This window comes from Bradyrhizobium yuanmingense, from assembly GCF_025200905.1.
GTDB lineage: Bacteria > Pseudomonadota > Alphaproteobacteria > Rhizobiales > Xanthobacteraceae > Bradyrhizobium > Bradyrhizobium yuanmingense.
This window is the reverse complement of the sequence record NZ_CP104173.1, coordinates 6,450,617-6,477,280: the sequence shown is the minus strand read 5'-3', so window position 1 is coordinate 6,477,280 and position 26,664 is coordinate 6,450,617. Positions and strand designations below refer to the sequence as shown.

The following is a 26,664-nucleotide window of genomic DNA, read 5'->3' as shown; positions in this document are numbered from 1 at the left end:
TAAATGAAATTTGCCGTCGCCCTGCGCGCGCTCGCCAACGAACGCCGCCTGCAGATCCTGGAATGGCTGCGGGATCCGCGGAAGCATTTTCGCGAGCAGGAAGACGGCGACCTGGTCGAGGACGGTGTCTGCGGATTGCTGATCGCCGAAAAGCTCGGGGTCAGCGCGCCGACATTGAGCGAGCACATGCGGGTGCTGACGGCAGCCAAGCTGGTGCGCGCCAAGCGGATCAAGCAGTGGACCATGTACAAGCGCAACGAGACCGCCATTGCCGCGATCAAGCGCTCGATCCAGGACGGCCTTTGAGCGTGGTGCGCGGTGAGGCCGTCGCGGGTCGTTGCAGCCGGCGCAATGCTCCGTTTCCGAGATATTTGTTGCGCCGCGCCGAGCTGGTCGTGGAGACTGATCGGCCCTGTCGTGTTCAATGATCGAGAAGAGCGAGAACCATGTTCCTGATCGGCCAATATGATTCCCCCTTCGTCCGCCGCGTCGCGATTGCGCTCCGGCTTTACGGGCTCGCCTTCGAGCACAGGCCATGGTCGACCTTCGGCGATGCCGACAAGATCGCGCCGTACAATCCGCTCCGCCGCGTGCCGACCCTGGTGCTCGACGACGGCGAGGCTTTGATCGAGAGCACGATCATCCTCGATTATCTCGATGACCTCGTCGGCGCGGACAAGGCCATGCTGCCGCGCGGCGGCACCGAGCGGCGCAAGCATTTGCGCATCTGCGCGCTCGCTTCCGGCCTCGGCGACAAGGCGGTGAGCCTGCTCTACGAGCGCGTGCTCCGGAAGGAGCAGCTCGCGCTGTGGGTCGAGCGTTGCCAGGCGCAGATCGCGGACGTGCTGAAAGTGCTCGAGGCCGAGCGCGCCAGGGTGACGACGCCGTATTGGTTGGGTGACCGCATCGGCCACGCAGACGTTGCCGTCGCCTGCGTCGTCCGCTTCACCCGCGAAGCGCATTCGCAACTGTTCGATGCCGCGCGCTATCCCGCGCTCGAGGCCCATAGCGAGCGCTGCGAGGCGCTGGCCCCGTTCAAGGAGATCGTGCAGCCGCTGTCCCCGCCGAAGGGGTGAAGCGCTCTGTCATTCCGGGGCGCGCGAAGCGCGAGCCCGGAATCCGTGCAGCGGATGATGTGGAGCAATGGATTCCGGGCTCGCGCCAAGAGGCGCGCCCCGGAATGACAGCGCGGGGCCTGGCGAGAGTATCGGACGGCCACCGCAGCCCGATGATGCCACAATACCCCTGTTTTGCCCGACGCCGCAACCGCGTTTTCGGCAAGTCAGAAAACGTCAAGCCTTTTCAACCCCATCGCTACTGTGCATGGGGTTGTTTTTCACGTTTGTGTTTCGGCGGCGTCTACCCCGCGCCGGCGCGCTTCTTCTGCCAGACCAAGTGCACCGCGCAGGTGCAGCCTGGCGGATGCGAGGCGAGGTCTTTCGGCATCTCGTCGTTCGCCGGCGTGGCGGCGAAGGTCTTGTCCTGCGACGGGATGTAGTTCAGCACCGGCGCGAGCCAGCGCTCGGCTTCCGCCACGCTCATGCCCTTGCGCGCCGCATAGTCCTCGACCTGGTCGCGCTCGATCTTGCCGACGCCGAAATAATAGCTTTCGGGGCTGGCAAAATAGAGCCCGGAGACTGACGAGCCCGGCCACATCGCAAAGCTCTCCGTCAGCTTCACCCCGGCGGTGGCTTCCGCGTCGAGCAGCTCGAACAGCGTCGCCTTCTCGGTATGATCGGGCTGCGCGGGATAGCCGGGCGCGGGGCGGATTCCGGAGTACTTCTCCAGGATCAGCTCCTCGTTCGAGAGCGTCTCATCCGGCGCATAGGCCCAGAACTCGCGGCGGACGCGGGCATGCATGCGCTCGGCGAACGCTTCGGCGAGGCGGTCGGCCAGCGCCTTGCACAGGATCGAGGAATAGTCGTCGTTCGCCATCTTGAAGCGGTCGGCGACCGCATCCTCGCCGATCCCTGCGGTGACGACGAAGCCGCCGATGTAATCGGGCACACCGGTCGGCGCGATGAAGTCGGACAGCGCGGCGTTGAAGCGGCCCTCGCGCTTCTCCAGCTGCTGGCGCAACGTGTGCAGCGTCGCGATGCTCTTGGTCCTGTTATCGTCGGCATAGAGCACGATGTCGTCACCTTGCGCGTTCGCCGGCCAGAAGCCGATCGTCGCGCGCGCCCGGAACCACTTCTCCTTGACGATGGTGTCGAGCATCTTGCGCGCATCGTCATAGAGCGAGCGCGCGACCTCGCCGACCTTGGAATCGTCGAGGATGGCGGGGAAGCGTCCGGCGAGCTCCCAGGTCTGGAAGAACGGCGTCCAATCGATGCAGTCGACGAGCTCGGCGAGATCGTAATCGTCGAAGCTCTTGGTGCCGAGGAAAGTCGGCTTCACCGGCTTGTTCTTGGCAAAATCGACCGGCACGCGGTTGGCGCGCGCGTCAGCCAGTTTCAGCCGCTTCTTGTCGGACTGCGCGCGCAGATGCGCCTCCGAGATCTTGGCGTATTCGGCCCGCACCTCGGCCGCATAGGCCTCGCGCTTCTCCGGCGAGAGCAGCGCGGAGGCGACGCCGACCGCGCGGCTGGCGTCGTTGACATGCACGACGGGACCGGCGCGATAGCTCGGGTCGATCTTGACGGCCGTATGCACGCGGCTGGTGGTGGCGCCGCCGATCAGGAGCGGCAGCCTCAAGCCCTCGCGTTGCAATTCGCCGGCGAAGAACGCCATCTCGTCGAGCGAGGGCGTGATCAGGCCGGACAGGCCGACGATGTCGGCCTTCTCGGCCTTCACGGTCTCGACGATCTTCGCCGCCGGCACCATCACGCCGAGGTCGATGACCTCGAAATTGTTGCACTGGAGCACGATGCCGACGATGTTCTTGCCGATGTCGTGGACGTCGCCCTTCACCGTCGCGAGCACGATCTTGCCGGCGGACGAGGAGCCCTCGGTGCCGATGCCGCTCGCAAGGTTGCGCGCCTTCTCCTCCTCCATGAACGGCATGAGGTAAGCGACGGCCTGCTTCATGACGCGGGCAGACTTCACCACCTGCGGCAAAAACATCTTGCCGTCGCCGAAGAGGTCGCCGACCACGTTCATGCCGGCCATCAGCGGGCCCTCGATGACGTCGAGCGGGCGCGAGGATTTCTTGCGGGCCTCCTCGGTGTCCTGCTCGATGAACTCGGTGATGCCGTGCACCAGCGAATGCGACAGCCGCTTCTCCACCGGCCATTCGCGCCAGGCGTGATCGGCTTCCTTGCCTTCGGTCTTCTTGCCGCGGAACTTCTCCGCCAGCGCCAGCAGCCGCTCGGAGGCGCCCGCGTCACGGTTGAGGACGACGTCCTCGCACACTTGCCGCAGCTCCGGGTCGATGTCGTCATAAACGATCATCTGTCCGGCATTGACGATGCCCATGTCCATGCCGGCCTTGATGGCGTGATACAGGAACACCGAATGCATGGCTTCGCGCACCGGCTCGTTGCCGCGGAACGAGAACGACAGATTGGAGACGCCGCCCGAGACATGCGCGCCCGGCAGGTTCTGCCGGATCCAGCGCGTCGCCTCGATGAAGTCGACGCCGTAATTGTTGTGCTCCTCGAGGCCGGTCGCGATCGCGAAGATGTTTGGATCGAAGATGATGTCTTCCGGCGGGAAGCCGACCTTGTTCACCAGGATGTCGTAGGCGCGCTTGCAGATCTCGGTCTTGCGCGCGAACGTGTCGGCCTGGCCGACCTCGTCGAACGCCATCACGACAACGGCCGCGCCGTGGCGACGGGCGATCTGCGCCTCGTGGATGAACTTCTCCTCGCCTTCCTTCATCGAGATCGAGTTGACGACCGGCTTGCCCTGCACGCATTTCAGGCCGGCTTCGATCACCGAGAATTTCGAGGAATCGACCATGACGGGCACGCGCGCGATGTCGGGCTCGGCGGCGAGGAGATTGAGGAACGTCACCATCGCCGCTTCGGAATCGAGCAGGCCCTCGTCCATGTTGACGTCAATGATCTGGGCGCCGTTCTCGACCTGATCGCGCGCGACCTGGAGCGCGGCGGTGTAGTCGCCAGCGGTGATCAGCTTGCGGAAGCGCGCCGAGCCCGTGACGTTGGTGCGCTCGCCGACATTGACGAACGGAATCGCGTCCGTCAGCACGAACGGCTCGAGTCCGGAAAGCCGCAGGCGCGGGGTGATCTCCGGCACGATGCGCGGCTTGTGCGGCGCCACTGCCGCGGCAATCGCCGCGATATGGTCCGGGGTCGTACCGCAGCAGCCGCCGACGATGTTGACGAGGCCGTCGCGCGCGAACTCGCCGATCAGCCGCGCCATGTATTCGGGCGTCTCGTCATACTGGCCGAACTCGTTCGGCAGGCCGGCATTGGGATAGGCGCAGACCAGCGTGTCGGCGACGCGGCCGATATCGGCGATATGCGCGCGCAGGTCTTCCGCGCCGAGCGCGCAGTTGAAGCCGATGGTAACGGGCTTGGCGTGCCGCACCGAATTCCAGAACGCTTCCGGCATCTGGCCCGACAGCAGGCGGCCGGACTTGTCGGTGATGGTGCCCGACACCATCACGGGCACGTCGATGCCGCGCTCTTCGGTGATCTCGGCGATCGCATAGAGCGCCGCCTTGGCGTTGAGTGTGTCGAAGATGGTCTCGACCAGCAGGAGGTCGACGCCGCCGTCGATCAGCCCGCGGATCTGCTCGCCATAGGACTTGCGCAGATCGTCGAAGGTGACGGCGCGGTAACCGGGATTGGAAACATCGGGCGAGATCGAGGCCGTGCGGTTGGTGGGGCCGATGGCGCCGGCGACGAAGCGCGGCTTGCCGTCCTCGGCTTCGACGCGCCGTGCAGCATTGCCGGCGAGGCGGGCGCCTTCACGCGCCATCTCGTAGACGATGTCGGTGAGGTCGTAATCGGCCTGCGCGATCGAGGTCGTCGAGAACGTGTTGGTCGCGACGATGTCGGCGCCGGCGCGCAAATAGGCGGCGTGGATGTCCTCGATCGCCTGCGGCTGGGTCAGGATCAACAAATCGTTGTTGCCGCGCAGGTCGCGATGGAAGTTCTTGAAGCGCTCGCCGCGGAAGGCTTTCTCGTCGAGCTGCAGATTCTGGATCATCGTGCCCATGGCGCCGTCGAGCACCAGGATGCGCTCGCGCGCGGCGTTCAGAAGGGCAGTTCGCTTCGGAGAGACGGTCACGGTCATGTTCTCTTACGCCGCCTTCTGCGCGCTCTTGGCGCGAATGCCGAGCAAATGGCTGATCGCGAACACGAGATCGGCGCGGTTCATGGTGTAGAAATGGAAGGTGTCGACGCCGTGCTTGGCGAGCTTCTGCACCTGGCCGGCCGCAACGGTCGCGGCCACCAGCTTGCGCGTTTCGGCATCGTCATCGAGCCCTTCGAACTTCGCCGCGAACCAGTCGGGCACCGTGGTGCCGGCACGGGTCACGAAATTGCGCGCCTGCTTGAAGTTGTGCATGGGCATGATGCCCGGCACTACGGGGATGTCGATGCCGCGCGCACGCACGCGGTCGAGATAGCGGAAGTAGAGATCGTTGTCGAAGAACACCTGCGTGATCGCGCGCGTCGCGCCCGCATCGACCTTCGCCTTGAGCGTGTCGATATCGGCATCGAAGTCGCGCGCTTCGGGGTGCTTCTCGGGGTAGGCAGAGACCGAGACCTCGATGTCGCCGTGCCGCTTCTTGATGCCGGCGACGAGCTCGGCCGAGCTCTGATAACCCTCGGGATGGCTCGAATAGGGCGTGCCGATGCCGCCGACGGGATCGCCGCGCAAGGCCACGATGTGGCGGACGCCGACCTCGTGATAGCGGTCGACGATCTCGTCGATCTCGCCGCGCGAAGCGCCGACGCAGGTCAGATGCGCCGCCGGCAGCAGCGCGGTCTCTTTCAGGATGCGCGTGATGGTCGAATGGGTGCGCTCGCGGGTCGAGCCGCCGGCGCCATAGGTCACCGAGACGAATTTCGGCTCGAGCGGGGCCAGCCGGTTGATGGTCTCCCAGAGATTGCGCTCCATCTCTTCCGTCTTCGGCGGAAAGAACTCGAAGGAGATCGCGGGCCGCTTCAGGTGCCTGTCCTGCCGGTCGGCTGTCGCAGGCGTCGTCAGGTCAGTCATGGCGCCACTCACTCCAATGTCAGGCCGGCGATCGGTCTAGCCTCGGAGAGCTAAAATACGGCAAAGGCCCCTTGATCGACAGCCCATCATGCATGGGAAGTTGCCCATTCAGGTACAGTTTACGGGGTCTTTCTGGCGAATCATGTTTTGGGTGGGAAGCGTGCTGAATGACATAAGTTGTTTAATTCTCAGATATTTTCTCTCGTCAGCCATCTTTTGTGAACGACTTTCTTGGTGGGCAGACCAAAACCGTCTGCAAAGTAGCGGCGGTTGTCCCAACTCCAGCCGTTGGCGTGCCCGCCCGTCCGTACACGTCAGGCCTGCGCAGCCTGCCCATTGCCGCCGCGACCGCCTCCATTAGGTTAAGCCGTCATGATCCCGCTCTCCGTCCTCGACCTCTCCGTCGTCACAACAGGCACCAAGCCGGCCGCGGCGCTGCGCAACAGCATCGATTTGGCGCGTCACGTCGATGGCCTCGGCTATGTCCGCTACTGGCTCGCCGAGCATCACAATCTCGCCTCCGTCGCGAGCCCCGCGCCCGACCTGATGATCGGCCAGATCGCGGCGGTGACGAAGCACCTCCGCGTCGGTTCCGGCGGGGTGATGCTGCCCAACCATGCGCCGCTGGTCATCGCTGAGCGCTTCAAGATGCTGGAGGCGCTATTTCCGGGCCGGATCGATCTCGGTCTCGGCCGCGCGCCGGGCACCGATGGTGCGACGGCTTACGCGCTCAGGAGCCGGCTCGACCGCCGCGAGGGCGACGATTTCCTGGAGCGGCTGCACGAGTTGATCCTGTGGGAGACGCGCGAATTCCCCGCGGGGCACCCCTACAACAACGTCGTCGCAATGCCCGACGACACCAGACTGCCGCCTATCTGGCTGCTCGGCTCCAGCGATTATTCCTCGGAATTGGCCGCCCAGGTCGGCATGGGCTTCGCCTTCGCCCATCATTTCGCGTCCCACGACGCGATCGATGCGATGGTGCATTACCGCAATCGCTTTCAACCCTCGGCCTGGCGTGCGAGCCCACATGCCATTCTCGCGGTCGCCGTCATTGCGGCTGATACCGACGAGGAGGCCGAAAGGCTCGCCTCGTCCTTCGACCTCAACCGTCTTCGCCGCGACCGCGGTCAATATCTGCCGCTGCCGAGCGTCGAGGAGGCGATGGCCTATCCGTATACGGACGCCGAGCGCACCTCGATCCTGCGCAACCGCTCGCGCCTGTTCGTCGGCAGTCCCGCGACGGTGCAGAAGAAGCTGCAGCCGCTGATCTACGCAAGCAAGCCGGACGAGCTGATGGTGATCACGGCGGTGTATGACCACGCGGCGCGAAAGAAGTCGTATTCGCTGCTGGCGGAGGCATTCGGGCTCAGAGCGGCGGGGTAGCTTACCCTCCCCTGGAGGGGGCGGGTCGATTGCGCGCAGCGCGAGCGGGGTGGGGTGATCTCTCCACTCGGGCAGTATTCGACGTGGAGAGACCGTCACCCACCCCGCTACGCATTGCGCTGCGCTCCATGGGGAGCGACCCACGGGCGAGCTGCGCTCTCCCGGACCCCTCCAGGGGAGGGTGAGGGATCAATCCTGCACTTCGCTGAACGTGGCGCGGAACGGATGGCCCGGATATACGCCGACGATGCGGAACTCGCGCGAGAAAAATTTCAGCTCCTCGATGGCGAAGGCGAGGCCCTTGTCATCGGGATGGCCGTCGACGTCGGCATAGAACTGCGTAGCGAAGAAATTGCCGTCGACCATGTAGCTCTCGAGCTTGGTCATGTTGACGCCGTTAGTGGCGAAGCCGCCGAGCGCCTTGTAGAGCGCCGCCGGCAAATTGCGCACCCGGAAAACAAAAGTCGTGACGAGCGGCCCGGCGCCTTGGGGAGCCCATTTCGGCTCGCGCGCCAGTACCACGAAGCGCGTGGTGTTGTGGGCCTCGTCCTCGATGTCCTCGGCGAGGATGTCGAGACCGTAGATCTTTGCAGCAAGGCGCGAGGCGATCGCGGCCACCGTCTTGTCCTTGCGCTCCGAGATGTCGCGGGCGCTGCCGGCGGTATCGGCATGCACGATCGGCTTGATGCCGAGCTTGCGGATGATGCGCCGGCACTGGCCGAGCGCATGCACATGGCTCTCGACGCTCTTGATGTCTTCGAGCTTGGTGCCCTTCACGGCCATCAGCTGATGCCGGACCGGCAGAAACCATTCGCCGACGATGAAGAGGCCGGACGCCGGCAGGAGGTGATGGATGTCGGCGACGCGGCCGGCGACCGAATTCTCGATCGGGATCATGCCGAGATCGGCCTCGCCCGACGAGATCGCCGACAGCGCGTCTTCGAATGTGGCGCAGGGCATCGGTTCGGCGTCGGGATAGGCCTCGACGATGGCGATGTGGGAATTGGCGCCAGGCTCGCCCTGGAATGCGATCTTCATCTTGCTCATGCTCGGCCTTGTAGCAGCGGCTCAGGATTTGGAAAGGATGCTGCGCGCGGTCTCGAGGTCCGCCGGCGTATCGACCCCGCGGGGCACGGTGTCGACGATGGTGAAATCGATGCGCATTCCGGCCTCAAGCGCCCGGAGCTGCTCGAGCTTCTCCTGCAATTCCAGCGGAGACGGCGGAAGAGAGACGTAGCGCTCCAGCGCGGCGCGGCGAAAGGCATAGAGGCCGATATGGTGATAACGCGGTCCGTCGCCGGTCGGGGCGGTCGCGCGGGTGAAATAAAGTGCGCGCATCCGCCTGCCGCCAACCGAGGTTCCGATCGCCTTCACCACGCTTGGGGCGAGATCCTCTTCCTCGGTGTGGATCCGCGAGGCCAGCGTCGCGATGTCCACGGCCGGGTCTTGCAGCGGCGGCAGCACCTCGCGGATGTTGTCGATCGTGATGGTCGGGAAATCCCCCTGGACATTGACCACGATCTCGGCCTTGCCCTCGGGATCGAGCTTCTGCATGGCCTCGTGGATACGGTCCGAGCCGGAGGGGTGGTCGCCGCGGGTCATCACGGCCTCGCCGCCATGGGCGGTCACGACCGAGGCGATCTCGTCGGTGTCGGTGGCCACCGCGACCCTGCCGATTGCGGCGGCCTCGGCACGGCGCAGCACATGCACGATCATCGGCAATCCCGCGATATCGGCGAGCGGCTTGCCGGGCAGGCGGGTGGCGGCCATGCGAGCCGGGATCAGCACCAGGATGCGGGGATCGATCATCGGGTTCAAAGGTCTGAGGTCAAGAGCCTGAAAACGGAGCGTTTTCCGCACCGGGACATGGGATGGGGACGGGCCTGAAGCCGGGTCGCTTATACGGGTTGCCAGACCCCGGGCAAACCGATATCTCAATGGCAAAACTCGGGGAAACAATAAGGAACGTTTGATTCTCCGAGGCTCGTCCTGCGGCCATCCGGGCCGCTGTTTCCTTCTTGCGGTGGGGCCTGGCCGGAAATGGACTCTTTCGAACTCAACAAGATTCTCGGCGCCGTGTTCGGTACCTGTCTCTTCCTGCTGGTGACGAGCTTCACCGCGAGTGCGCTGTTCTCCCCCAAGATGCCGGAAAAGCCGGGCTTCGAGATCGCGGTCAAGCAAGATGCCGGCTCCGGCAAGGAGGGCGCCGCCGCCGCACCGTCCGAACCGATCGAAAAGCTGCTCCAAACCGCCTCCGTCGAGAAGGGCGCCGCGGCCGCCAAGAAGTGTGGCGCCTGCCACACCTTCGAGAAGGGCGGCCCGAACCGGGTCGGTCCGAACCTCTATGGCGTCGTTGGCGAGCCCAAGGGCCAGGGCCGTGGTGGCTTCAACTTCTCGGCAGCCATCAAGGCTAAGGGTGGCAACTGGAGCTTCGACGACCTCAACAAGTTCCTCGCCAATCCGAAGGGCTTCATTCCGGGCACCGCGATGGGCTTTGCCGGTGTTGCCAAGGATTCCGAGCGTGCCGATATCATCGCCTATCTGAATTCGCAGTCGGAGAAACCTCAGCCGCTGCCGACGGCGTCAAAATAAGGTCCCAAGAACCGGCGCTCGAATACGGCCAGGCTGAAAAGTCTGGCCGTTTCCTTATCCGGGCCTCGCGGCGACGTTATCGGGGCGTTTGGCCGCATCCGATAGGCCGGCCGGGCTTCCAAGATGAGGAAAAAGCAACATATTCGGTCGAAACCTCGCCTATATTGGGAACTTAAAGGAGTAGCCTCCTTCAAGACAGGGATGTTGATTTGGCCATTACCCGACGCGATCTCCTGCTCACCGGCACTGCAGCCGCAGCGCTTCCAGCCCTTGGCTCCCTCGCGGGCGTTCCCGTCGGCGTGGCGCATGCGCAATCAGCAACTGAGCTGCCTTCCGGCGGGTTGCCTTGGCGCCACGCGCTGTCGCTGTTCGGAAAGGTCAAGTACCCCGCCGACTTCAAGCGCTTCGACTACGTCAATCCGGACGCCCCCAAAGGCGGTGTCGCGCGCCAGATCGCCGTCGGCACGTTCGACAATTTCAACATCGTTGTCTCGGGCGTGAAGGGCCAGGTCGCTGGTGCCGTCGCGTTCATCTATGAATCGCTCCTGACGCAGTCGCTCGACGAGGTCTCGACCGAATACGGCGCGCTGGCCGAAGCGGTCAGCCATCCCGACGATTTTTCCTTCGTCACCTATCGCCTGCGCCCGCAGGCGAAATGGCATGACGGCAAGCCTGTTACGCCGGAGGACGTGATCTTCTCGCTCGATTCCTTCAAGAAGAACCATCCGATGTACTCGGCCTATTACAGCCATGTGGTGAAGGCCGAGAAGGTCGGCGAGCGTGACGTGAAGTTCGTGTTCGACGCACCCGGCAACCGCGAGCTGCCGCTGATCGTGGGACAGCTGATCGTCCTTCCGAAACATTGGTGGGACGGGACGGACGCGCAGGGCCGCAAGCGCGATATCGCCACCACCACGCTGGAAGTGCCGCTCGGCTCGGGCCCTTACAAGGTCAAGGAATTCGTCGCAGGACGCTCGATCGCGCTGGAGCGCGTCAAGGACTATTGGGGCCGCGATCTTCCCATCAATGTGGGCCGCAATAATTTCGATGAGCTGCGCTACGAATATTTTCGCGACGGCACCGTTGCGATCGAGGCCTTCAAGGCCGACCAGGTCGATTGGCGCACCGAGAACAGCGCGAAGAGTTGGGCGACCGCCTATGATTTCCCGGCCGTGACCGAAAAGCGGGTGATCCTCGAGGAATTCGTCAATCGCAGCTCGGGCGTGATGCAGGCCTTCGTGCCGAACCTGCGCCGCGCCAAGTTCAGCGATCCGCGCGTGCGTCGTGCGCTCAACTACGCGTTCGACTTCGAGGAGATGAACAAGCAGATCTTCTACGGCCAGTACAAGCGCATCAGCAGCTATTTCGACGGCATCGAGGAGCTGATGGCAACGGGGTTGCCGCAGGGTAAGGAGCTCGAAATTCTCGAGACCGTCCGCGCCCAGGTACCGCCCGAGGTCTTCACGACGCCCTACACCAATCCTGTCGGGGGTAATCCGGAGGCGGTGCGCGACAATTTGCGTGAGGCGCTGCGCCTGTTCAAGGAAGCCGGCTACGAGGTGCGAGATCGCAAGCTCGTCGACGTCAAGACCGGTGCGCAGTTCTCGCTGGAATTGCTCAACTCGGATCCCAGCTTCGAACGAATTACGCTGTTCTACAAGCCGTCGCTGGAGCGGCTCGGCATTGCGGTGAGCGTTCGGACGGTCGATCCGACCCAGTATGAGAACAGGACGCGCGAGTGGGACTTCGACATCGTGACGAACTCCTGGGGCGAGTCGCAATCGCCGGGCAACGAGCAGCGCGAGTTTTGGTCCTCCAAATCGGCCGACATCGCCGGGTCGCGCAACATCGCCGGTATCAAGAATCCGGCCGTGGACAAGCTGATCGAGCGGGTGATCTACGCCACTGATCGCGACGATCTCGTCGCGGCCACCAAGGCCCTCGACCGCGTGTTGCTGTGGAATCACTACGTCGTGCCGCAATGGACCTACAACAAGGTGCGCACCGCGCGCTGGGATCGCTTCGGCCGGCCGACGGAATTGCCCAGGTATGGTCTGTCCGGCTTCCCGTTCATCTGGTGGTACGACGCAGACAAGGCGGCACGGATCGCAAAGAAATCGTGAAGGACAATCCCCGCATGACGCAGATGTCACGCCGCCATGTGCTGGTCCTGGGTGTTGGCGGCGCCCTCGGGGCGTCCGTCGGCGCGCCGCTGCTGCGCAGCGCGCGAGCATCGGAAGCGGCGACCGAGGCGCACGGCATGTCGGCATTCGGCGATCTCAAATATCCCGCCGACTTCCGTCATTTCGATTACGTCAATGTCGACGCGCCGAAAGGCGGCACGTTCTCGCTAATCCCGTCGGTGCGGGCCTACAATCAGTCCTACCAGACCTTCAACTCGCTCAACGCCTTCATCCTGAAAGGCGACGGCGCACAAGGTATGGGTATGACGTTCTCGCCGCTGATGATCCGCGCAGCTGACGAGCCCGACGCAATGTACGGGTTGGCGGCCAAATCCGTGCAGATATCGCCGGACAAGCTGGTCTACCGCTTCGCGATGCGACCCGAGGCGAAATTCCACGACGGGACCAGGCTCACCGCCCACGATGCAGCCTATTCGCTGACGACTCTGAAGACCAAGGGGCATCCGCTGATCACCGTGCAGATGCGCGACATGGTCAGTGCCGAAGCCTTCGACGATGCGACGCTCGTCGTCACCTTCGCCAAGGGGCGTGCACGCGACGTGCCGCTCTATGTCGCCAGCCTGCCGATCTTCTCGAAGGCGTACTACGCCTCCCGCCCGTTCGATGAATCGTCGCTGGAGATTCCGCTCGGCTCGGGCCCGTACAGGGTCGGCAGGTTCGAGGTCAATCGCTACATCGAGTTCGAGCGCGTGAAGGACTGGTGGGCCGCTGATCTGCCGCCCTGCCGCGGCAGCTATAATTTCGATGTCGTCCGCTATGAATTCTATCGCGACCGCGACGTCGCCTTCGAGGGCTTTACCGGCAAGAGCTATCTTTATCGCGAGGAGTTCACTTCGCGCATCTGGGCGACGCGCTATGACTTCCCCGCGGTGAAGGAAGGCCGAGTCAAGATGGAGGTCGTGCCCGACGATACGCCCTCCGGTGCGCAAGGCTGGTTCATCAATACGCGGCGCGACAAATTCAAAGACCCCCGCGTGCGCGAGGCCCTGATCAACGCTTTCGATTTCGAATGGACCAACAAGACAATCATGTACGGCGCTTACGCTCGTACGGTGTCGCCGTTCCAGAACTCGGACCTGATGGCCGGCAATGCGCCGCCTTCGCCGGAAGAGCTGAAGCTGCTGGAGCCGTTTCGCGGCCAGGTTCCTGACGAGGTGTTCGCGGCGCCGTTCACGCCGCCGGCCTCCGACGGCTCCGGACAGGACCGCAGCCTGCTCCGCAAGGCGCAGCAATTGCTGACCGAGGCCGGCGTGCCCATCAAGGACGGCAAGCGGGTGCTGCCGAACGGCGAATCATTCAAGATCGAGTTCCTGCTGGATGAGCCCTCGTTCCAGCCGCACCACGCGCCTTACATCAAGAATCTCGCGACGCTCGGCATCGAAGCGAGCGTGCGCCTCGTCGATGCCGTACAGCACAAAGCCCGGCAGGAAGATTTCGATTTCGACATGACCATCCAGCGCTTCAGCATGTCGGCGACGCCAGGCGATGCCATGCGCGCGTTCTTCTCCTCGCAGGTCGCAAACACCAAGGGCTCGTACAATCTGGCTGGCGTCGCCAGTCCGGCGATCGACGCCATGATCGAGAAGATCATGGCGGCCGACAGCCGCGAAGACCTGACCGTCGCCTGCCGCGCCTTCGATCGCCTGTTCCGCGCCGGCCGGTATTGGGTGCCGCAATGGTACAACAAGACGCACCGGCTGGCTTATTGGGATCAGTTCGGACATCCGCCGAAGCTGCCGCGCTATGCCAACGGCGTCGGCGCGCCCGACATCTGGTGGTATGAGCCCGCCAAGGCGGCCAAGCTCGAGCAGGCAAAATAGCCATGAGCGCCTATATCGCCCGCCGCCTCCTGCTAATGATTCCGACCCTGCTTGGGATCCTCTTCGTGTCCTTCGTCGTGGTGCAATTCGCGCCGGGCGGCCCGGTTGAACGCGTGATCGCGCAGCTCTCGGGCGCCGACACCGGCGGCACCTCGCGCATATCGGGCGGCAGCGATTTTGCGCAGCGCGCGCCGGGACAGGTCGGTGCGGGCGGCGATTCCGTCAACTCGAAATATCGCGGCGCGCAGGGCCTCGACCTCGATTTCATCAAGAAGCTGGAAGTGCAGTTCGGCTTCGACAAGCCGGCGCCGGAACGCTTCCTGCTGATGGTGTGGAACTTCGCCCGCTTCGATTTCGGCAAGAGCTATTTTCGCGACGTCAGCGTTCTGCAGCTCATCAAGGAAAAGCTGCCGGTCTCGATCTCGCTTGGCCTCTGGCTAACACTTCTGACCTACCTGATCTCGATCCCGCTCGGCATTCGCAAGGCCGTGAACGACGGGGCGCGGTTCGACACCTGGACCTCGACGGTGCTCGTGCTCGGCTATGCCATCCCCGGTTTTCTGTTCGCCATTCTCCTCATCATCCTGTTTGCCGGCGGCTCCTTCTTCAACTGGTTCCCGCTGCGCGGACTGACCTCGGACGGCTGGTCGCAGTTTCCCTGGTATTGGAAGATCATCGATTATTTCTGGCATCTGACGTTGCCGCTGATCGCCATGGGGCTAGGTGCCTTCACCACCATGACGTTCCTGACCAAGAACTCGTTCCTGGATGAGATCCGCAAGCAATACGTCATGACCGCCCGCGCCAAGGGCTGCAGCGAGAACCGGGTGCTCTATGGCCACGTCTTCCGCAACGCGATGCTGATCGTGATCGCCGGCTTCCCCGGCACTTTCATCCACGCCTTCTTTTCCGGCTCGCTGCTGATCGAGACCATCTTCTCGCTGGACGGGCTCGGACTGCTCAGCTTCGAGAGCGTGCTCAATCGCGATTATCCCGTGGTGTTCGGCACGCTCTACATCTTCTCGCTGGTCGGCCTCGTGATCAACCTGATCTCCGACCTGACCTATATGTGGATCGACCCCCGGATCGATTTCGAAGCGCGGGAGGTCTGATGACGATCACCGCGCCGACGCCGATTGAGACCACAGCGAAGTCGCCGCTCGGCGATGCCGTTCCGATCACGCGCAAGCCGTTCGCTCCATCGCCGCTTAACCGGCGGCGGTGGCAGAACTTCAAGGCGAACCACCGCGGCTACTGGTCGTTCTGGATCTTCATCGGCCTGTTCGTGATTTCGCTGTTCGCCGAGCTGATCGCGAACGATCGGCCTTTCCTGATCAAGTTCGATGGCCGTCTCTATTGGCCGGCTTTCGTCACCTATTCGGAGACGACGTTCGGCGGCGATTTCGAGACGGCGGCCGACTATCGTGACCCCTACTTGCAGAAGCTGATCAAGGAGAAGGGCGGCAGCATCGTCTGGCCGCTGATCCGTTACTCCTACGATACCCACAATCTCGATCTGCCGACGCCGGCGCCGTCGCCGCCGACCTGGATGCTGACGGAGAAGCAGTGCAAGCCGGTGGTGGAGAAGAAGGGACTGAAGAGCTGCCGCGATCTCGAATACAATTGGCTCGGCACCGACGATCAGGGCCGCGACGTGGTGGCGCGGCTGATCTACGGCTTCCGCATCTCGGTGCTGTTCGGCCTTTGCCTCACCATCGTTTCGTCGGTCATCGGCATCGCGGCGGGTGCGGTGCAGGGCTATTTCGGCGGTTGGGTCGATCTGATCTTCCAGCGCTTTATCGAGATCTGGACCGCGATTCCATCGCTGTATCTTCTCCTGATCCTGTCCTCGGTGCTGGTGCCCGGTTTCTTCGTGCTACTCGGCATCTTGCTGCTGTTCTCCTGGGTCTCGCTGGTTGGCCTCGTGCGGGCCGAATTCCTGCGCGGGCGCAATTTCGAATACGTCCAGGCGGCACGTGCGCTCGGCGTCTCCAATCCTCTGATCATGTTCCGCCACCTGCTGCCGAACGCGATGGTCGCGACCATGACGTTCCTGCCGTTCATCGTATCGAGCTCGGTGATGACGCTGACGGCGCTCGATTTCCTCGGCTTCGGCCTGCCACCGGGATCGCCCTCGCTCGGCGAATTGCTCTCGCAGGCCAAGGCCAATGTGCAGGCACCGTGGCTCGGCTTCTCCGGCTTCTTCTCGGTCGCGATCATGCTCTCGCTGTTGATCTTCATCGGTGAAGCCGTGCGCGACGCCTTCGACCCGCGCAAGACGTTCAGGTAAGGCCATGGATGCGATCAACCAGCCCCTGCTCGCCGTTCGCGACCTCTCGGTGGCCTTTCACCAGGGCGGCGCCACCACGCTCGCGGTCGACAAGGTCTCGTTCCAGATCAAGCGCGGCGAATGCGTCGCGCTGGTCGGCGAGTCCGGCTCCGGCAAGTCGGTCAGCGCACTCTCGATCCTGAAGCTGCTGCCGTATCCGAATGCCTCCCATCCCTCCGGCAGCATCCGCTTCAAGGGCCAGGAGTTGATCGACCAGTCCGAGCAGCAGATGCGGGAGATCAGGGGCAGCGACATCTCCATCATCTTCCAGGAGCCGATGACCTCGCTCAATCCGCTGCACACGATCGAGGCGCAGATCGGCGAGATCATCCAGCTGCACAATCCGACCAGCAATGCGCAGGCCCGCAAGCGGACGCTGGAGCTCTTGACCCAGGTCGGCATTCCCGATCCAGAGACGCGGCTGAACAGCTATCCGCACCAGCTCTCCGGCGGCCAGCGCCAGCGTGTGATGATCGCGATGGCGCTCGCCAACGAGCCGGACCTTCTGATCGCGGACGAGCCGACCACGGCGCTCGACGTCACCGTGCAGGCGCAGATCCTGGCGCTGCTCGCCGAGATCCGCGCGCGGCTCGGCATGAGCCTGCTGTTCATCACCCACGATCTCGGCATCGTGCGCCGCATTGCCGACACCGTCTGTGTCATGAAGGGGGGCGTGATCGTCGAGCAGGGTCCGGTCGAGCAGGTCTTCAAGACCCCGAAACATCCCTATACACGCGACCTGCTCGCGGCGGAGCCCAAGCCCGATCCGGCGCCGCCGCAGCCGAATGCGCCGGTGGTGATGTCGGCCAATGACCTAAAAGTCTGGTTCCCGATCAAGCGCGGCCTGATGCGCAAAACGGTCGGTCACATCAAGGCGGTCGATGGGGTCAGTGTCGCCGTACGCAAGGGCGAGACGCTCGGCGTGGTCGGCGAATCCGGCTCGGGCAAGACCACGCTGGGGCTGGCGCTGCTGCGGCTGATCTCCTCGAACGGACGCATCGTGTTCTTAGGGAACGACATCCAGGGCCTGCGGTTCAAGGAGATGCGTCCCTTCCGGCGCGACATGCAGATCGTGTTTCAGGATCCGTTCGGCTCGCTCTCACCGCGCATGTCGGTCGCCGACATCATCGCCGAGGGCCTGTCCGTGCATCAGCCGGCGCTCTCGCGCGAGGGACGCGAGGCGCGCGTGGTCAAGGCACTCGAGGATGTCGGACTCAATCCGGAGACGCGCTTCCGCTATCCGCACGAATTCTCCGGCGGCCAGCGTCAGCGCATCTCGATCGCGCGCGCGATCGTGCTGGAGCCTGATTTCGTCGTGCTGGACGAGCCGACCAGCGCGCTCGACATGCTGTTCCAGGCGCAGATGGTCGATCTGTTGCGCGAGCTCCAGCGCAAGCGCGAGCTCACCTACATGTTCATTTCGCACGATTTGCGTGTCGTCGCCTCGCTCGCCAGCCACCTCATCGTGATGCGCGGCGGCAAGGTGGTCGAGGAGGGGCAGGCGGCCGAATTGTTCAGGAATCCGAAGACGGATTATACCCGAGCGCTGTTCGCGGCCGCGTTCCGGCTGGAGACGGCCGGGAACGGGGCGGTGGCGACGTAGCGCTCCGTCAGAGCCGCTTGATCGCGACGACCTCGCTGCCAGCCGCCTTGATCCGCGCGATCGCCGGCTCGATCGGCTCGATCACCGTTGCCATGTGATGCGCATTGGCGTGAACCATGGTGGTGGCGTCGCGCACGATGGCGACATGACCTTTCCAGAAGATCAGATCGCCGCGCTGCGAGCTGCTCCGCTCGTGCGGCTCCAGCGTGCGGCCGAGACCGGCGAGCTGCATGTCGCTGTCGCGCGGGCAGCCGATCCCGGCTGATGTCAGCGAGACCTGGACGAGGCCGGAGCAATCGATGCCAAAGCTGCTCTTGCCGCCCCAGAGATAGGGCGTGCCGACGAAGCGCTCGGCCACCGCGACGAAATCCGGCTCGCGATGATCGAGCGGGATGAGATGCGTTCTCGGCAGATATCTGCCGTCGTGCGTCACGGCGAAGCTGCCGTCCTCGCGCGCTACGGCAAGCTTCGATCCCATCACGAGCGTGTCGGCCGGCGGCAGCTTGATCGAGGGGCCGGGGAACGCAAACGTCCGCAGTGCGCCGACCAAGTGCGTTGCGGCAGCCGACGGTTTTGCGAGCGCCGCATCCGGGAGCCAGCCGACATAGCCATCGCTACTGAGCTGGCCCCAGGCCCAACCCTCGCCGTTGCGGTCGTAGATGGTGACGCGTTCGCCGCGCAGCGCTTCGGTCATCAACGTCGCGTTCGAGGACGGCTGCTCGCGTATGGGCGCGATCGGCTCGACGACCTCGAACTCGTCACCCTCGACGAAGCGCTGCGCCTCGACCTTGCCTTCGAGATATTTGGCGGCAAGGTCGCCCCGCGCCGGCGTCAGCCTCGGGTCGTGTCCTGGATCAGGCATAGCGCTCGCTCAGCAGTGCGTAGATGGCGCGTGCGGCCTGGCATTCGCCGCCCTCGGGCCGCGCCGGCTTCGCCGACGGCGTCCAGCCATAGATGTCGACATGGAGCCAGCTCTTGGCGTGCTCGACGAAGCGTTGCAGGAACAGCGCGCAGGTGATCGAGCCGGCGAAACCGCCCGAGGGTGCATTGGTGATGGTGGCGGTCTTGGAGTCCAGCCAGGCATCGTAAGGCGGCCACAGCGGCATGCGCCACAACGGATCGTTCTCCCTCATCGCGCAGCGCGCGAGGTCGGCAGCCAGCGTCTCATCATGGGTGTAGAAGGGCGGCAGATCCGGCCCGAGCGCGACGCGGGCGGCGCCGGTCAGCGTGCCCAGGTCGATCAGCAGATCGGGCTCCTCCTCGTCGGCCAGAGCCAGCGCGTCGGCGAGCACGAGGCGGCCTTCGGCGTCGGTGTTGCCGATCTCGACGGTGATCCCTTTGCGCGAGGTGAAGATATCGAGCGGACGGAAGGCATTGCCCGCGACGGCGTTCTCCACCGCCGGGATCAGCACGCGCAGCCGCACCTTCAGCTTCGCATCCATCACCATGCGCGCCAGCGCCAGCACGTTGGCGGCGCCGCCCATGTCCTTCTTCATGATCAGCATGCCGCTCGACGGCTTCAGGTCGAGCCCGCCGGTGTCGAAACAGACGCCCTTGCCGACCAGCGTCACCTTGGGATGATCAGGATCGCCCCAGATGATGTCGATCAGCCGTGGCGCGCGGCTGGAGGCCATGCCGACGGCGTGGATCAGCGGAAAGTTCTTCGCCAGCTCTTCGCCGACGGTGCAGGAAAAGCTCGCGCCGAACTCGGCGGCGAGCGCTTGCGCGGCCGCGGCGAGCTCATCCGGGCCCATGTCGTTGGACGGCGTGTTGATGAGGTCGCGCGCGAGCATTGCCGCATCGGCAATCCGCTCGATCTCGGCCGCGTCGACACTGTCAGGCGGCACCAGCCGGATCTCGGGCCGATCTGCCTTGCGGTAGCGGGCAAAGCGGTAGCAACCCAATGCGAAGGCGAGCGCGGCCAGCCGCGCATCGTGCGGTGCATTGGCAAACCGATAGGTGCCGGGCGGCAAGAGGCCGGGCAGGGCGCCGGGCCGAAACAGGTCGCGCGATCTTGCATCCTCTTCCTCGAGCCCGAACAGCACCTGCGCAATGGTGCCGTCGGTCGCGGGCAGCGCCAGATAGCTGCCCGGCTTGGCGGCGAAGGCGCTGGCACGCGCGAACTGGCGTTGCGCCGGCGGCAGCGTTTCGGCGACCTGATCCCAGCTCGATTTGGTGACGAAGGTGATCGGGGTGGCGGTGGATGACGTCTCGAAGACAGAAGGCATTGGCGGGTCCGGATCGTCAGTTCAGGCGAGTCATGCGAACGGACGAGACTTCGCAGAGTTTGGCCGCCGCTGCAATCGGCTTTGCCGTCACCGTTCAGCGAGCCGCTACTCGCCGCAAGGTGGGCATGCGGTTCGATGCGCTCGACGAGATCCGCGAGCGGCTTGCCATCGAGTATCGAACGGGCGCGACGAAACCGTCCGCGAACAAATCTCGTATCTCACGCCAAGAGCTGCCGTTCGCAACGCCACGGCCGCAGGGCTTTACTAGCGCTTCGGTTGTGGCATTATCGACGAACATTTTAGATTGTGTCGCTTGTTCTGCATGAACCCGAACGCAGACACGCGGCGGCATGGTGCCTGCCCAGGTTGGGTCGATACGGCTGAATCTGGTCGAAGCATTTTTCTCATTGTTTGGGCGGCGCAGCATATGCAGATGAGCGGCGCAAAATGGATAGATCGTTCGTTGTTGCGCAGATTTCCGACCTGCATCTGGACGGGTCGGGCCGGCTGCTTCCGGCCATCGAGACGCTCAGGGCCGCGATTTGCGAGAAGATGGCGGCTGCCGCGAATGTTCCCGATCGCATCCTGCTGATCACGGGCGATCTGGTGGACGACCCAACGCCGCGCGCGCTCGACGAGGCGCTCGCCGTCATCGCATGCTTCCGGCAGACGGGGCTATTCACCGACATCCAAGCCGTGGCAGGCAATCACGACGTCAAGCGGCCGAGCCAGCGTGCGGGCCGTCACGACGCCTACGATTACCTGCACCTGCCGCGGACGGCGAAGAATGTCTATTACCGTCAGGCAGGCCTCGACCTGGTGCTGCTCGATTCCAATCGCGCCAACTTGAAGGCGCTCGCGAGCGGCAAGATCGACGAGAGCGCTTACAAGGCGATGGTCGCCGATTCCGCCCGGCTGAGCGCCGAGGTCGCGGGAAGCATCGGTTCGGCCGGGCGCGCCGACTACGCCGAGCCGGCGGAAAATCTGGTTCGTGTGCTGGCCCTGCACCATCACCCACTGCCGCAGGCCACCGGCGAAGGAAAGCGCTTTCTAGGCATGCCGGACGAGCCGCTGATGTATCTCGCCGCACCCGCGACCTTCCTCGAGGCCGCCACCTCGCTCAATTTCGATCTGGTTCTGCACGGTCATCGCCATGTCGAGGGGCTGACCCGCTATTCCATCCCCGATCCGCGTGCGACGTCGAGCGAGAGCGGTGAGGCGTTCTGGCGCACGATCTACGTGCTCTCCTGTCCGTCCTCGACCGGGCAAGCCGGCGACGATGCCGGTTTCAACCTCGTCCATTTCGGCCCCGCGTCCCATGCCGGCCGCAACGAGCACCGCTTCGCGATCACCCGCTATACGAGGCTCCGCAACGATGCGGCCTTCAGGCCGCTCGATTCCAACCTGCCGGGCGGCGTCATCAGGCTGCCGGCGGGGCGGGATTTTTCCCGCGATCCGGCCGTCCAGTCGGCGATCGAGGCGGCCTCGTCCCGCACACTGAAACGCGACCAGGTCGCGGCGATCGTCCGCCGGCTGTTCATGCGTGGCAGCTTTTACGATGAGGCGGAGCCGAACTGGGCGATAGCGCTCTACACCTACATGGTCTCGGCCCATGCCTGGGCGGAGCTCGAGCGTAAGGCCGCGAGATCCCGGCCGGGATTCGACAGCGACGCGCTCGCCGCGGTGAAAACGTTGCTCGGCCGATTGATCGAGCAATCCGCTGACGTGCTCGGCATCGATCGCGCTCAGCTCGATGAGCTCTACGGGAGAGGCCTGATCAATTGTAACGACTTCCTGCGTCAGGTGCCGCGGCTGCCTTCTGAAGGTGTCGACGTTCAGCGGCGGGGGCGGCAGAGGCTGCAACTGCTGCTGGAGCTGGATCAGCAGGTGCAGGCGCTCGGCCCCGATCTCGGCCTCGGCGGCAAAGCGCCGCCGCAACCATCGCCGGCGTGAGAGAAGCGCGTCTGAGCGCTGTTAACCGGCCGTTAGGGTTAACATTCTACTGCTGACACGTTCGGCTCGATCGAGCAGCTCGAGAGTCAAAGCGTCATGCGTCAACGGATCAGGCTTACCCGGCTACTTGCTTCGACGTCGCTGGTCGCGACGGTGGCGATGAGCCTCGGCGGCTGCACGGCGATGTCGAAGCTCTCGGAGGTGACGGGCTCGGTCGGCCCCCGGGCGGACGCGGCCTCCGCCGACCGCGCGCCCACCGATCCGGCGCGTGCGGTCGAAGCCTATGGCGAGCGCTACCGCGCCAATCCCAAAGATGCCGACGCCGCGCTCGCCTATGGACAGGCCTTGCGCGCCAACGGCCAGCGCGCCCAGGCCGCCGCCGTGCTCGAGCAGGCGACCATCGCCAACCCCGGCAACAAGGCGCTGCTTGCCCAGTACGGCCGCGCACTCGCCGACAACGGCAATTTCCAGCAGGCCTTCGACGTGCTGTCGAAGGCGCATTCGCCCGACAATCCGGACTGGCGCCTGCTCTCCGTGCAGGGCACCGCGCTCGACCAGATGGGCCGTCATGAGGAGGCGCGATCCTATTACGCGAGCGCGCTCAAGATCGCACCGGGTGATCCCGGCGTGCTCTCCAACCTCGGCCTGTCCTACATGCTGTCGAAAGAGCTGCCGAAGGCGGAAGAGGCGCTGCGGCAGGCGCATGCCTCGCCGCGTGCCAGCGCCCGGGTCCGGCAGAACCTCGGCCTGGTCGTCGGCCTGCAGGGCCGCTTCGCGGAGGCGGAGACCATCGTCAAGGCGGACCTGCCGCCGGACCAAGCTGCGGCCAATGTCGCCTATCTCAAGGAGATGCTGAGCCGTAGCGAGGCCCCGCGCGGCGCGCCGAAGCGGACGCCGGTCGCTTCGCTGAGCCAGCCCGGCTGATCATCTGACTTCCTGGCCTTGGTGGCGGACCGTACGGTCCAGCCCGGCTCATTGCATCTCGGTGACCTTGATGGCGGTGGGTCCGAGAATGACCACGAACAGCACAGGCAGGAAAAACAGGATCATCGGCACCGTGAGCTTCGGCGGCAGCGCGGCCGCCTTCTTCTCGGCCTCGTTCATGCGCATGTCGCGATTTTCCTGCGCCATGACGCGCAGGGAATGGCCGAGCGGAGTGCCGTATCGTTCCGCCTGTTGCAGCGCCAGACACACCGACTTGACGCCCTCGAGCCCGGTGCGCCGTGCCAGGTTCTCATAGGCGACCTTGCGATCCTGCAGGTAGGACAGCTCGGCCGTGGTCAGGGTGAACTCCTCCGACAGCGCGATCGACTGGCCCACGATTTCGGTCGCAACTTTCCGGAATGCCATCTCGACCGACATGCCCGATTCGATGCAGATCAGGAGCAAATCGAGCGCGTCGGGAAACGCACGCTTGATCGAGAGCTGGCGCTTGGAGATCGCGTTCCTGAGGAACAGCATCGGCGCCTGGAGGCCGAGATAGGCGGCGCCGATACAGATGCCGATCTTGATCGGCATCGCCTGTTGCATGTTTCCGATCACGAACACGTAGAGGGCCGAGCCGATCAAGAACACGATCGGGGCGACCATGCGGGCAAACAGGAAGGTGATGTAGGGCGCCTGGCCGCGGTAACCCGCCATGATGAGCTTGTCCCGCGCAGCCTCCTGCGCGAGCCACTTGGTCAGGTTGAAGTCCTCGACCACCTTGGAGACGAGTTGCTTCGGCGTCTGGCGCAGTGAAACCTTCTCGCTCTTGTTGAGACGCTCACGCTCGCGCTGCCGGATGCGTTCACGCTCGCTCGCCACCGCCTTCATGCGCTTGGAGAGGCCCTCGCCGGCGAACAACGGCATCACCAGCGTATAGACGGTGGCGCTCGCGGCGATGGCCGCGAGCAGCATGGTCATGAAACGGACGTCGTGCAGTTTCGAGACGAGGAATTCGACCATGCGACACCGTCAGAAATCGAAGTTGATCATCTTCTTCATCACCAGGATGCCGATCGACATCCAGACGACGCAGCCGACCAGCATCAGCTGGCCGGTGGGATGAGTCCAAAGCACCGAGATGTATTGCGGCGTCGTGAGATAGACCAGGAACATCACGATCGGCGGCAGCGAGCCGATGATGCCGGCCGAGGCCTTGGCTTCCATCGACATCGCCTGGATCTTTTCCTTCATCTTCTTGCGGTCGCGCAGCACCTTGGAGAGGTTACCGAGCGCTTCGGAGAGGTTGCCGCCCGATTTCTGCTGGATCGACACCACGATCCCGAAGAAATTGGCTTCCGGCAGCGGCATGCGCTCGTAAAGCCGCGCGCAGGCCTCGCCCAGCGGCATGCCGATCGCCTGCGTCTCGATGATGGCCAGAAACTCGCTGCGCAGCGGCTCGGGCGAATCGGCGGCTACGACCTTGATCGATTCGAACAAGGGCAGGCCTGCCTTGATGCCGCGGACGATCACGTCGACCGCGTCGGGCAGTGCAGCCAGGAACTTGGTTTCGCGACGCTTCTTGAGGAAGCCGAGTGCCCAGCGCGGCAGGCCGAAGCCGCCGGCAAAGGCAAGACCGGCGGCGCCGATCAGGCCCCCGCCCGCGAACATAGCGGCCGCGAAAAAAACGCCGGCCACCACGGCGGACACGGTCCAGAACTTCTGCGGCGTCCAGTCGAGCCCGGCCTGCGACAGGCGGACGCTGAGCGGAGCGCTCTTCTCCTGGGCGCGCCGCGCCTCGAGGTCCTTCAGCGTGGACTCGACCTGCTCGCGGCGAGAGCGCTGGGTTTTCTCGGCCTGCCGGGCCGTGGGCGCTTCGGCGCGCGCGACCGAGGCACGGCGGCTTTCCGCCTTTCGCTCCCCAGACAGCACCGGATAGAGGAATACCCAGGCGATGCCACCAACTGCTGCGGTGGCGAGGAATGCGAGGGCGAGGACCTGCATGTTCATGGCGCTGCCAATCTGCTCACGTCTTCGGCGCGACTTCCGCCGCGTCGAGCGCTGCGGCGAGGCGCTTCTCCTCGCCGTAATAACGGGCGCGTTCCCAGAACTTCGGACGGCCGATGCCGGTTGAGCGGTGCCGGCCGATGATCTTGCCGTTGGCGTCCTCGCCGACCATGTCGTAGAGGAAGATGTCCTGGGTGATGATGGTGTCGCCTTCCATGCCCATCACCTCGGTGATGTGGGTGATGCGGCGGGAGCCGTCGCGCAGGCGCGCGGCCTGGATGATGACGTCGATCGAGGCGCAGATCATCTCGCGAATTGTTCGCGACGGAAGGGAAAAGCCGCCCATCGTGATCATGGATTCGCAGCGCGACAGCGCCTCGCGCGGGTTGTTGGCGTGCAGCGTGCCCATCGAGCCGTCATGGCCGGTGTTCATGGCCTGCAGCAGGTCGAAGGCTTCGGGTCCGCGGACCTCGCCGACGATGATGCGTTCGGGACGCATACGCAGGCAGTTGCGCACCAATTCGCGCATCGTGACCTGGCCCTCGCCCTCGATGTTGGGCGGACGGGTTTCCAGCCGCACCACGTGAGGCTGCTGCAGCTGGAGCTCGGCGGCGTCCTCGCAGGTGATGACGCGCTCGTCGTGCTCGATGTAGTTGGTGAGGCAGTTGAGCAGGGTCGTCTTGCCCGAGCCGGTACCGCCGGAAATCAGCACGTTGCAGCGGACGCGGCCGATGATCTGAAGGATCTCGGCGCCTTCCGGCGTGATCGCGCCGAACTTGACAAGCTGATCCAGCGTCAGCTTGTCTTTCTTGAATTTGCGGATGGTGAGCGCGGGGCCGTCGATCGACAGCGGCGGCACGATGGCGTTGACACGGGAGCCGTCGGCGAGGCGCGCGTCGCAGATCGGCGAGGATTCGTCGACGCGCCGGCCGACCTGGCTGACGATGCGCTGGCAGATGTTGAGAAGCTGCTGGTTGTCGCGGAAGCGGATGCCGGTACGCTGGATCTTGCCGCCGACCTCGATGTAGACGGTGTTGGCGCCATTGACCATGATGTCGGCGATGTCGTCGCGCGACAATAGCGGCTCGAGCGGGCCGTAACCGAGGACGTCGTTGCAGATGTCGTCGAGCAGCTCCTCCTGCTCGGCGATCGACATCACGATGTTCTTGATCGCGATGATCTCGTTGACGATGTCGCGGATTTCCTCGCGCGCGGACTCCGAATCGAGCTTGGCGAGCTGGGCGAGGTCGATGGCCTCGATCAGCGCGCCGAAGATGGTCGCCTTGACCTCGTAATAATTGTCCGAACGCCGGCTCTCCATGGCCGGAGGCGGCGGAGCCTTGGCGGGCGCAAGCGGCGGCGAGGCGACGGCCGGCGGAGGCGGAGCGCGCGAAACCGTCGGCGCCTGAGCCGGGGCAGGCTCGAGCGACACGGCGCCGGGCTTGGGTGCCCGAAGGTCGGTGTCTGTTCCGCTACGCTTACCGAACAC

General features: G+C 64.5%; 21 protein-coding genes. 12 read left to right on the top strand and 9 right to left on the bottom strand.

Annotation, left to right across the window (positions count from 1 at the left end; all coding sequences use genetic code 11):
* The first annotated feature begins 3 nt into the window (after positions 1-3).
* Together N2605_RS30010 and N2605_RS30005 are read left to right on the top strand one after the other, a co-directional pair.
* Positions 4-306: an ArsR/SmtB family transcription factor gene (locus N2605_RS30010; RefSeq protein ID WP_036021541.1), complete on the top strand. Its 303-nt coding sequence runs from the start codon at positions 4-6 to the stop codon at positions 304-306.
* A 140-nt stretch (positions 307-446) separates the two neighbouring features.
* Positions 447-1,076, top strand: a complete 630-nt coding sequence (locus N2605_RS30005; RefSeq protein ID WP_260344357.1) for a glutathione S-transferase family protein — start codon at positions 447-449, stop codon at positions 1,074-1,076.
* Between the two features lie 283 nt (positions 1,077-1,359).
* Here the strand turns inward: N2605_RS30005 and metH are convergent, their stop codons facing one another.
* Positions 1,360-5,202 (bottom strand): methionine synthase, encoded by a 3,843-nt coding sequence (gene metH, locus N2605_RS30000; protein ID WP_260344355.1) that lies wholly within the window; start codon positions 5,200-5,202, stop codon positions 1,360-1,362.
* Positions 5,203-5,208: 6 nt separating this feature from the next.
* Positions 5,209-6,129: a methylenetetrahydrofolate reductase [NAD(P)H] gene (gene metF / locus N2605_RS29995; protein WP_225139323.1), complete on the bottom strand. Its 921-nt coding sequence runs from the start codon at positions 6,127-6,129 to the stop codon at positions 5,209-5,211.
* A gap of 372 nt (positions 6,130-6,501) precedes the next feature.
* Between metF and N2605_RS29990 the strand changes: the two genes are divergently transcribed.
* Complete coding sequence (locus tag N2605_RS29990; RefSeq protein ID WP_260344352.1) at positions 6,502-7,515, top strand: LLM class flavin-dependent oxidoreductase; 1,014 nt, start codon at positions 6,502-6,504, stop codon at positions 7,513-7,515.
* 189 nt (positions 7,516-7,704) lie between these two features.
* Here the strand turns inward: N2605_RS29990 and N2605_RS29985 are convergent, their stop codons facing one another.
* Complete coding sequence (locus tag N2605_RS29985; protein ID WP_057028168.1) at positions 7,705-8,562, bottom strand: prephenate dehydratase; 858 nt, start codon at positions 8,560-8,562, stop codon at positions 7,705-7,707.
* Positions 8,563-8,583: 21 nt separating this feature from the next.
* Complete coding sequence (locus N2605_RS29980) at positions 8,584-9,324, bottom strand: 3-deoxy-manno-octulosonate cytidylyltransferase (RefSeq protein WP_035998024.1); 741 nt, start codon at positions 9,322-9,324, stop codon at positions 8,584-8,586.
* Between the two features lie 231 nt (positions 9,325-9,555).
* Here N2605_RS29980 and N2605_RS29975 point away from each other — a divergent pair, with 231 nt between their 5' ends.
* The 6 genes from N2605_RS29975 to N2605_RS29950 all read left to right on the top strand — a co-directional run bounded on the left by N2605_RS29975 (position 9,556) and on the right by N2605_RS29950 (position 18,063).
* Positions 9,556-10,107 carry a c-type cytochrome gene (locus N2605_RS29975; protein WP_035998026.1) on the top strand — a complete coding sequence of 184 codons (552 nt, stop codon included), beginning with the start codon at positions 9,556-9,558 and terminating at the stop codon, positions 10,105-10,107.
* Positions 10,108-10,316: 209 nt separating this feature from the next.
* On the top strand, positions 10,317-12,230 hold the full coding sequence (locus N2605_RS29970; protein WP_036021576.1) for an extracellular solute-binding protein: 1,914 nt from the start codon (positions 10,317-10,319) through the stop codon (positions 12,228-12,230).
* A 14-nt stretch (positions 12,231-12,244) separates the two neighbouring features.
* Entirely contained in the window at positions 12,245-14,131 is a 1,887-nt protein-coding gene (locus N2605_RS29965; protein ID WP_036021593.1) for an extracellular solute-binding protein, read from the top strand.
* Positions 14,132-14,133: 2 nt separating this feature from the next.
* The gene (locus N2605_RS29960) at positions 14,134-15,243 is read left to right on the top strand and encodes a microcin C ABC transporter permease YejB (RefSeq protein WP_260344348.1); all 1,110 of its coding nucleotides are present in this window, start codon (positions 14,134-14,136) and stop codon (positions 15,241-15,243) included.
* The gene (locus N2605_RS29955; protein WP_036021579.1) at positions 15,243-16,421 is read left to right on the top strand and encodes an ABC transporter permease; all 1,179 of its coding nucleotides are present in this window, start codon (positions 15,243-15,245) and stop codon (positions 16,419-16,421) included. Before N2605_RS29960 ends, N2605_RS29955 begins: the two co-directional genes overlap by 1 nt.
* Before the next feature lie 4 nt (positions 16,422-16,425).
* On the top strand, positions 16,426-18,063 hold the full coding sequence (locus tag N2605_RS29950) for an ABC transporter ATP-binding protein (RefSeq protein WP_260344346.1): 1,638 nt from the start codon (positions 16,426-16,428) through the stop codon (positions 18,061-18,063).
* A gap of 7 nt (positions 18,064-18,070) precedes the next feature.
* Here the strand turns inward: N2605_RS29950 and N2605_RS29945 are convergent, their stop codons facing one another.
* Both N2605_RS29945 and N2605_RS29940 read right to left on the bottom strand, forming a co-directional pair.
* The gene (locus N2605_RS29945; protein WP_109142425.1) at positions 18,071-18,925 is read right to left on the bottom strand and encodes a C40 family peptidase; all 855 of its coding nucleotides are present in this window, start codon (positions 18,923-18,925) and stop codon (positions 18,071-18,073) included.
* The gene (locus N2605_RS29940; RefSeq protein WP_260344344.1) at positions 18,918-20,291 is read right to left on the bottom strand and encodes a leucyl aminopeptidase family protein; all 1,374 of its coding nucleotides are present in this window, start codon (positions 20,289-20,291) and stop codon (positions 18,918-18,920) included. The genes N2605_RS29945 and N2605_RS29940 overlap by 8 nt, the downstream gene beginning before the upstream one ends.
* A gap of 32 nt (positions 20,292-20,323) precedes the next feature.
* Between N2605_RS29940 and N2605_RS29935 the strand changes: the two genes are divergently transcribed.
* The 3 genes from N2605_RS29935 (at position 20,324) to N2605_RS29925 (ending at position 23,168) form a co-directional block, all read left to right on the top strand.
* Positions 20,324-20,617, top strand: coding sequence for a hypothetical protein (locus tag N2605_RS29935; protein ID WP_260344343.1), 294 nt, complete (start codon positions 20,324-20,326; stop codon positions 20,615-20,617).
* 121 nt (positions 20,618-20,738) lie between these two features.
* Positions 20,739-22,244: a metallophosphoesterase family protein gene (locus N2605_RS29930; protein WP_260344342.1), complete on the top strand. Its 1,506-nt coding sequence runs from the start codon at positions 20,739-20,741 to the stop codon at positions 22,242-22,244.
* A gap of 96 nt (positions 22,245-22,340) precedes the next feature.
* A complete protein-coding gene (locus N2605_RS29925) occupies positions 22,341-23,168 on the top strand; it encodes a tetratricopeptide repeat protein (protein WP_036021589.1) in 828 nt (275 codons plus the stop codon).
* Positions 23,169-23,216: 48 nt separating this feature from the next.
* Here the strand turns inward: N2605_RS29925 and N2605_RS29920 are convergent, their stop codons facing one another.
* The 3 genes from N2605_RS29920 to N2605_RS29910 are packed head-to-tail and all read right to left on the bottom strand — an operon-like array spanning position 23,217 to position 26,664.
* Positions 23,217-24,191, bottom strand: coding sequence for a type II secretion system F family protein (locus N2605_RS29920; RefSeq protein WP_036021591.1), 975 nt, complete (start codon positions 24,189-24,191; stop codon positions 23,217-23,219).
* 9 nt (positions 24,192-24,200) lie between these two features.
* A complete protein-coding gene (locus N2605_RS29915; RefSeq protein WP_057028159.1) occupies positions 24,201-25,178 on the bottom strand; it encodes a type II secretion system F family protein in 978 nt (325 codons plus the stop codon).
* A 16-nt stretch (positions 25,179-25,194) separates the two neighbouring features.
* Positions 25,195-26,664, bottom strand: a complete 1,470-nt coding sequence (locus N2605_RS29910) for a TadA family conjugal transfer-associated ATPase (protein WP_035998067.1) — start codon at positions 26,662-26,664, stop codon at positions 25,195-25,197.

What these genes read in the sequence shown, in the direction of transcription:
- N2605_RS30010 (WP_036021541.1), top strand. Translation starts at nt 4, where the DNA reads ATGAAATTTGCCGTCGCCCTGCGCGCGCTCGCCAACGAACGCCGCCTG.
- N2605_RS30005 (WP_260344357.1), top strand. Translation starts at nt 447, where the DNA reads ATGTTCCTGATCGGCCAATATGATTCCCCCTTCGTCCGCCGCGTCGCG.
- metH (WP_260344355.1), bottom strand. Translation starts at nt 5,202, where the DNA reads ATGACCGTGACCGTCTCTCCGAAGCGAACTGCCCTTCTGAACGCCGCG.
- metF (WP_225139323.1), bottom strand. Translation starts at nt 6,129, where the DNA reads ATGACTGACCTGACGACGCCTGCGACAGCCGACCGGCAGGACAGGCAC.
- N2605_RS29990 (WP_260344352.1), top strand. Translation starts at nt 6,502, where the DNA reads ATGATCCCGCTCTCCGTCCTCGACCTCTCCGTCGTCACAACAGGCACC.
- N2605_RS29985 (WP_057028168.1), bottom strand. Translation starts at nt 8,562, where the DNA reads ATGAGCAAGATGAAGATCGCATTCCAGGGCGAGCCTGGCGCCAATTCC.
- N2605_RS29980 (WP_035998024.1), bottom strand. Translation starts at nt 9,324, where the DNA reads ATGATCGATCCCCGCATCCTGGTGCTGATCCCGGCTCGCATGGCCGCC.
- N2605_RS29975 (WP_035998026.1), top strand. Translation starts at nt 9,556, where the DNA reads ATGGACTCTTTCGAACTCAACAAGATTCTCGGCGCCGTGTTCGGTACC.
- N2605_RS29965 (WP_036021593.1), top strand. Translation starts at nt 12,245, where the DNA reads ATGACGCAGATGTCACGCCGCCATGTGCTGGTCCTGGGTGTTGGCGGC.
- N2605_RS29960 (WP_260344348.1), top strand. Translation starts at nt 14,134, where the DNA reads ATGAGCGCCTATATCGCCCGCCGCCTCCTGCTAATGATTCCGACCCTG.
- N2605_RS29955 (WP_036021579.1), top strand. Translation starts at nt 15,243, where the DNA reads ATGACGATCACCGCGCCGACGCCGATTGAGACCACAGCGAAGTCGCCG.
- N2605_RS29950 (WP_260344346.1), top strand. Translation starts at nt 16,426, where the DNA reads ATGGATGCGATCAACCAGCCCCTGCTCGCCGTTCGCGACCTCTCGGTG.
- N2605_RS29945 (WP_109142425.1), bottom strand. Translation starts at nt 18,925, where the DNA reads ATGCCTGATCCAGGACACGACCCGAGGCTGACGCCGGCGCGGGGCGAC.
- N2605_RS29940 (WP_260344344.1), bottom strand. Translation starts at nt 20,291, where the DNA reads ATGCCTTCTGTCTTCGAGACGTCATCCACCGCCACCCCGATCACCTTC.
- N2605_RS29935 (WP_260344343.1), top strand. Translation starts at nt 20,324, where the DNA reads ATGCGAACGGACGAGACTTCGCAGAGTTTGGCCGCCGCTGCAATCGGC.
- N2605_RS29930 (WP_260344342.1), top strand. Translation starts at nt 20,739, where the DNA reads ATGGATAGATCGTTCGTTGTTGCGCAGATTTCCGACCTGCATCTGGAC.
- N2605_RS29925 (WP_036021589.1), top strand. Translation starts at nt 22,341, where the DNA reads ATGCGTCAACGGATCAGGCTTACCCGGCTACTTGCTTCGACGTCGCTG.
- N2605_RS29920 (WP_036021591.1), bottom strand. Translation starts at nt 24,191, where the DNA reads ATGGTCGAATTCCTCGTCTCGAAACTGCACGACGTCCGTTTCATGACC.
- N2605_RS29915 (WP_057028159.1), bottom strand. Translation starts at nt 25,178, where the DNA reads ATGAACATGCAGGTCCTCGCCCTCGCATTCCTCGCCACCGCAGCAGTT.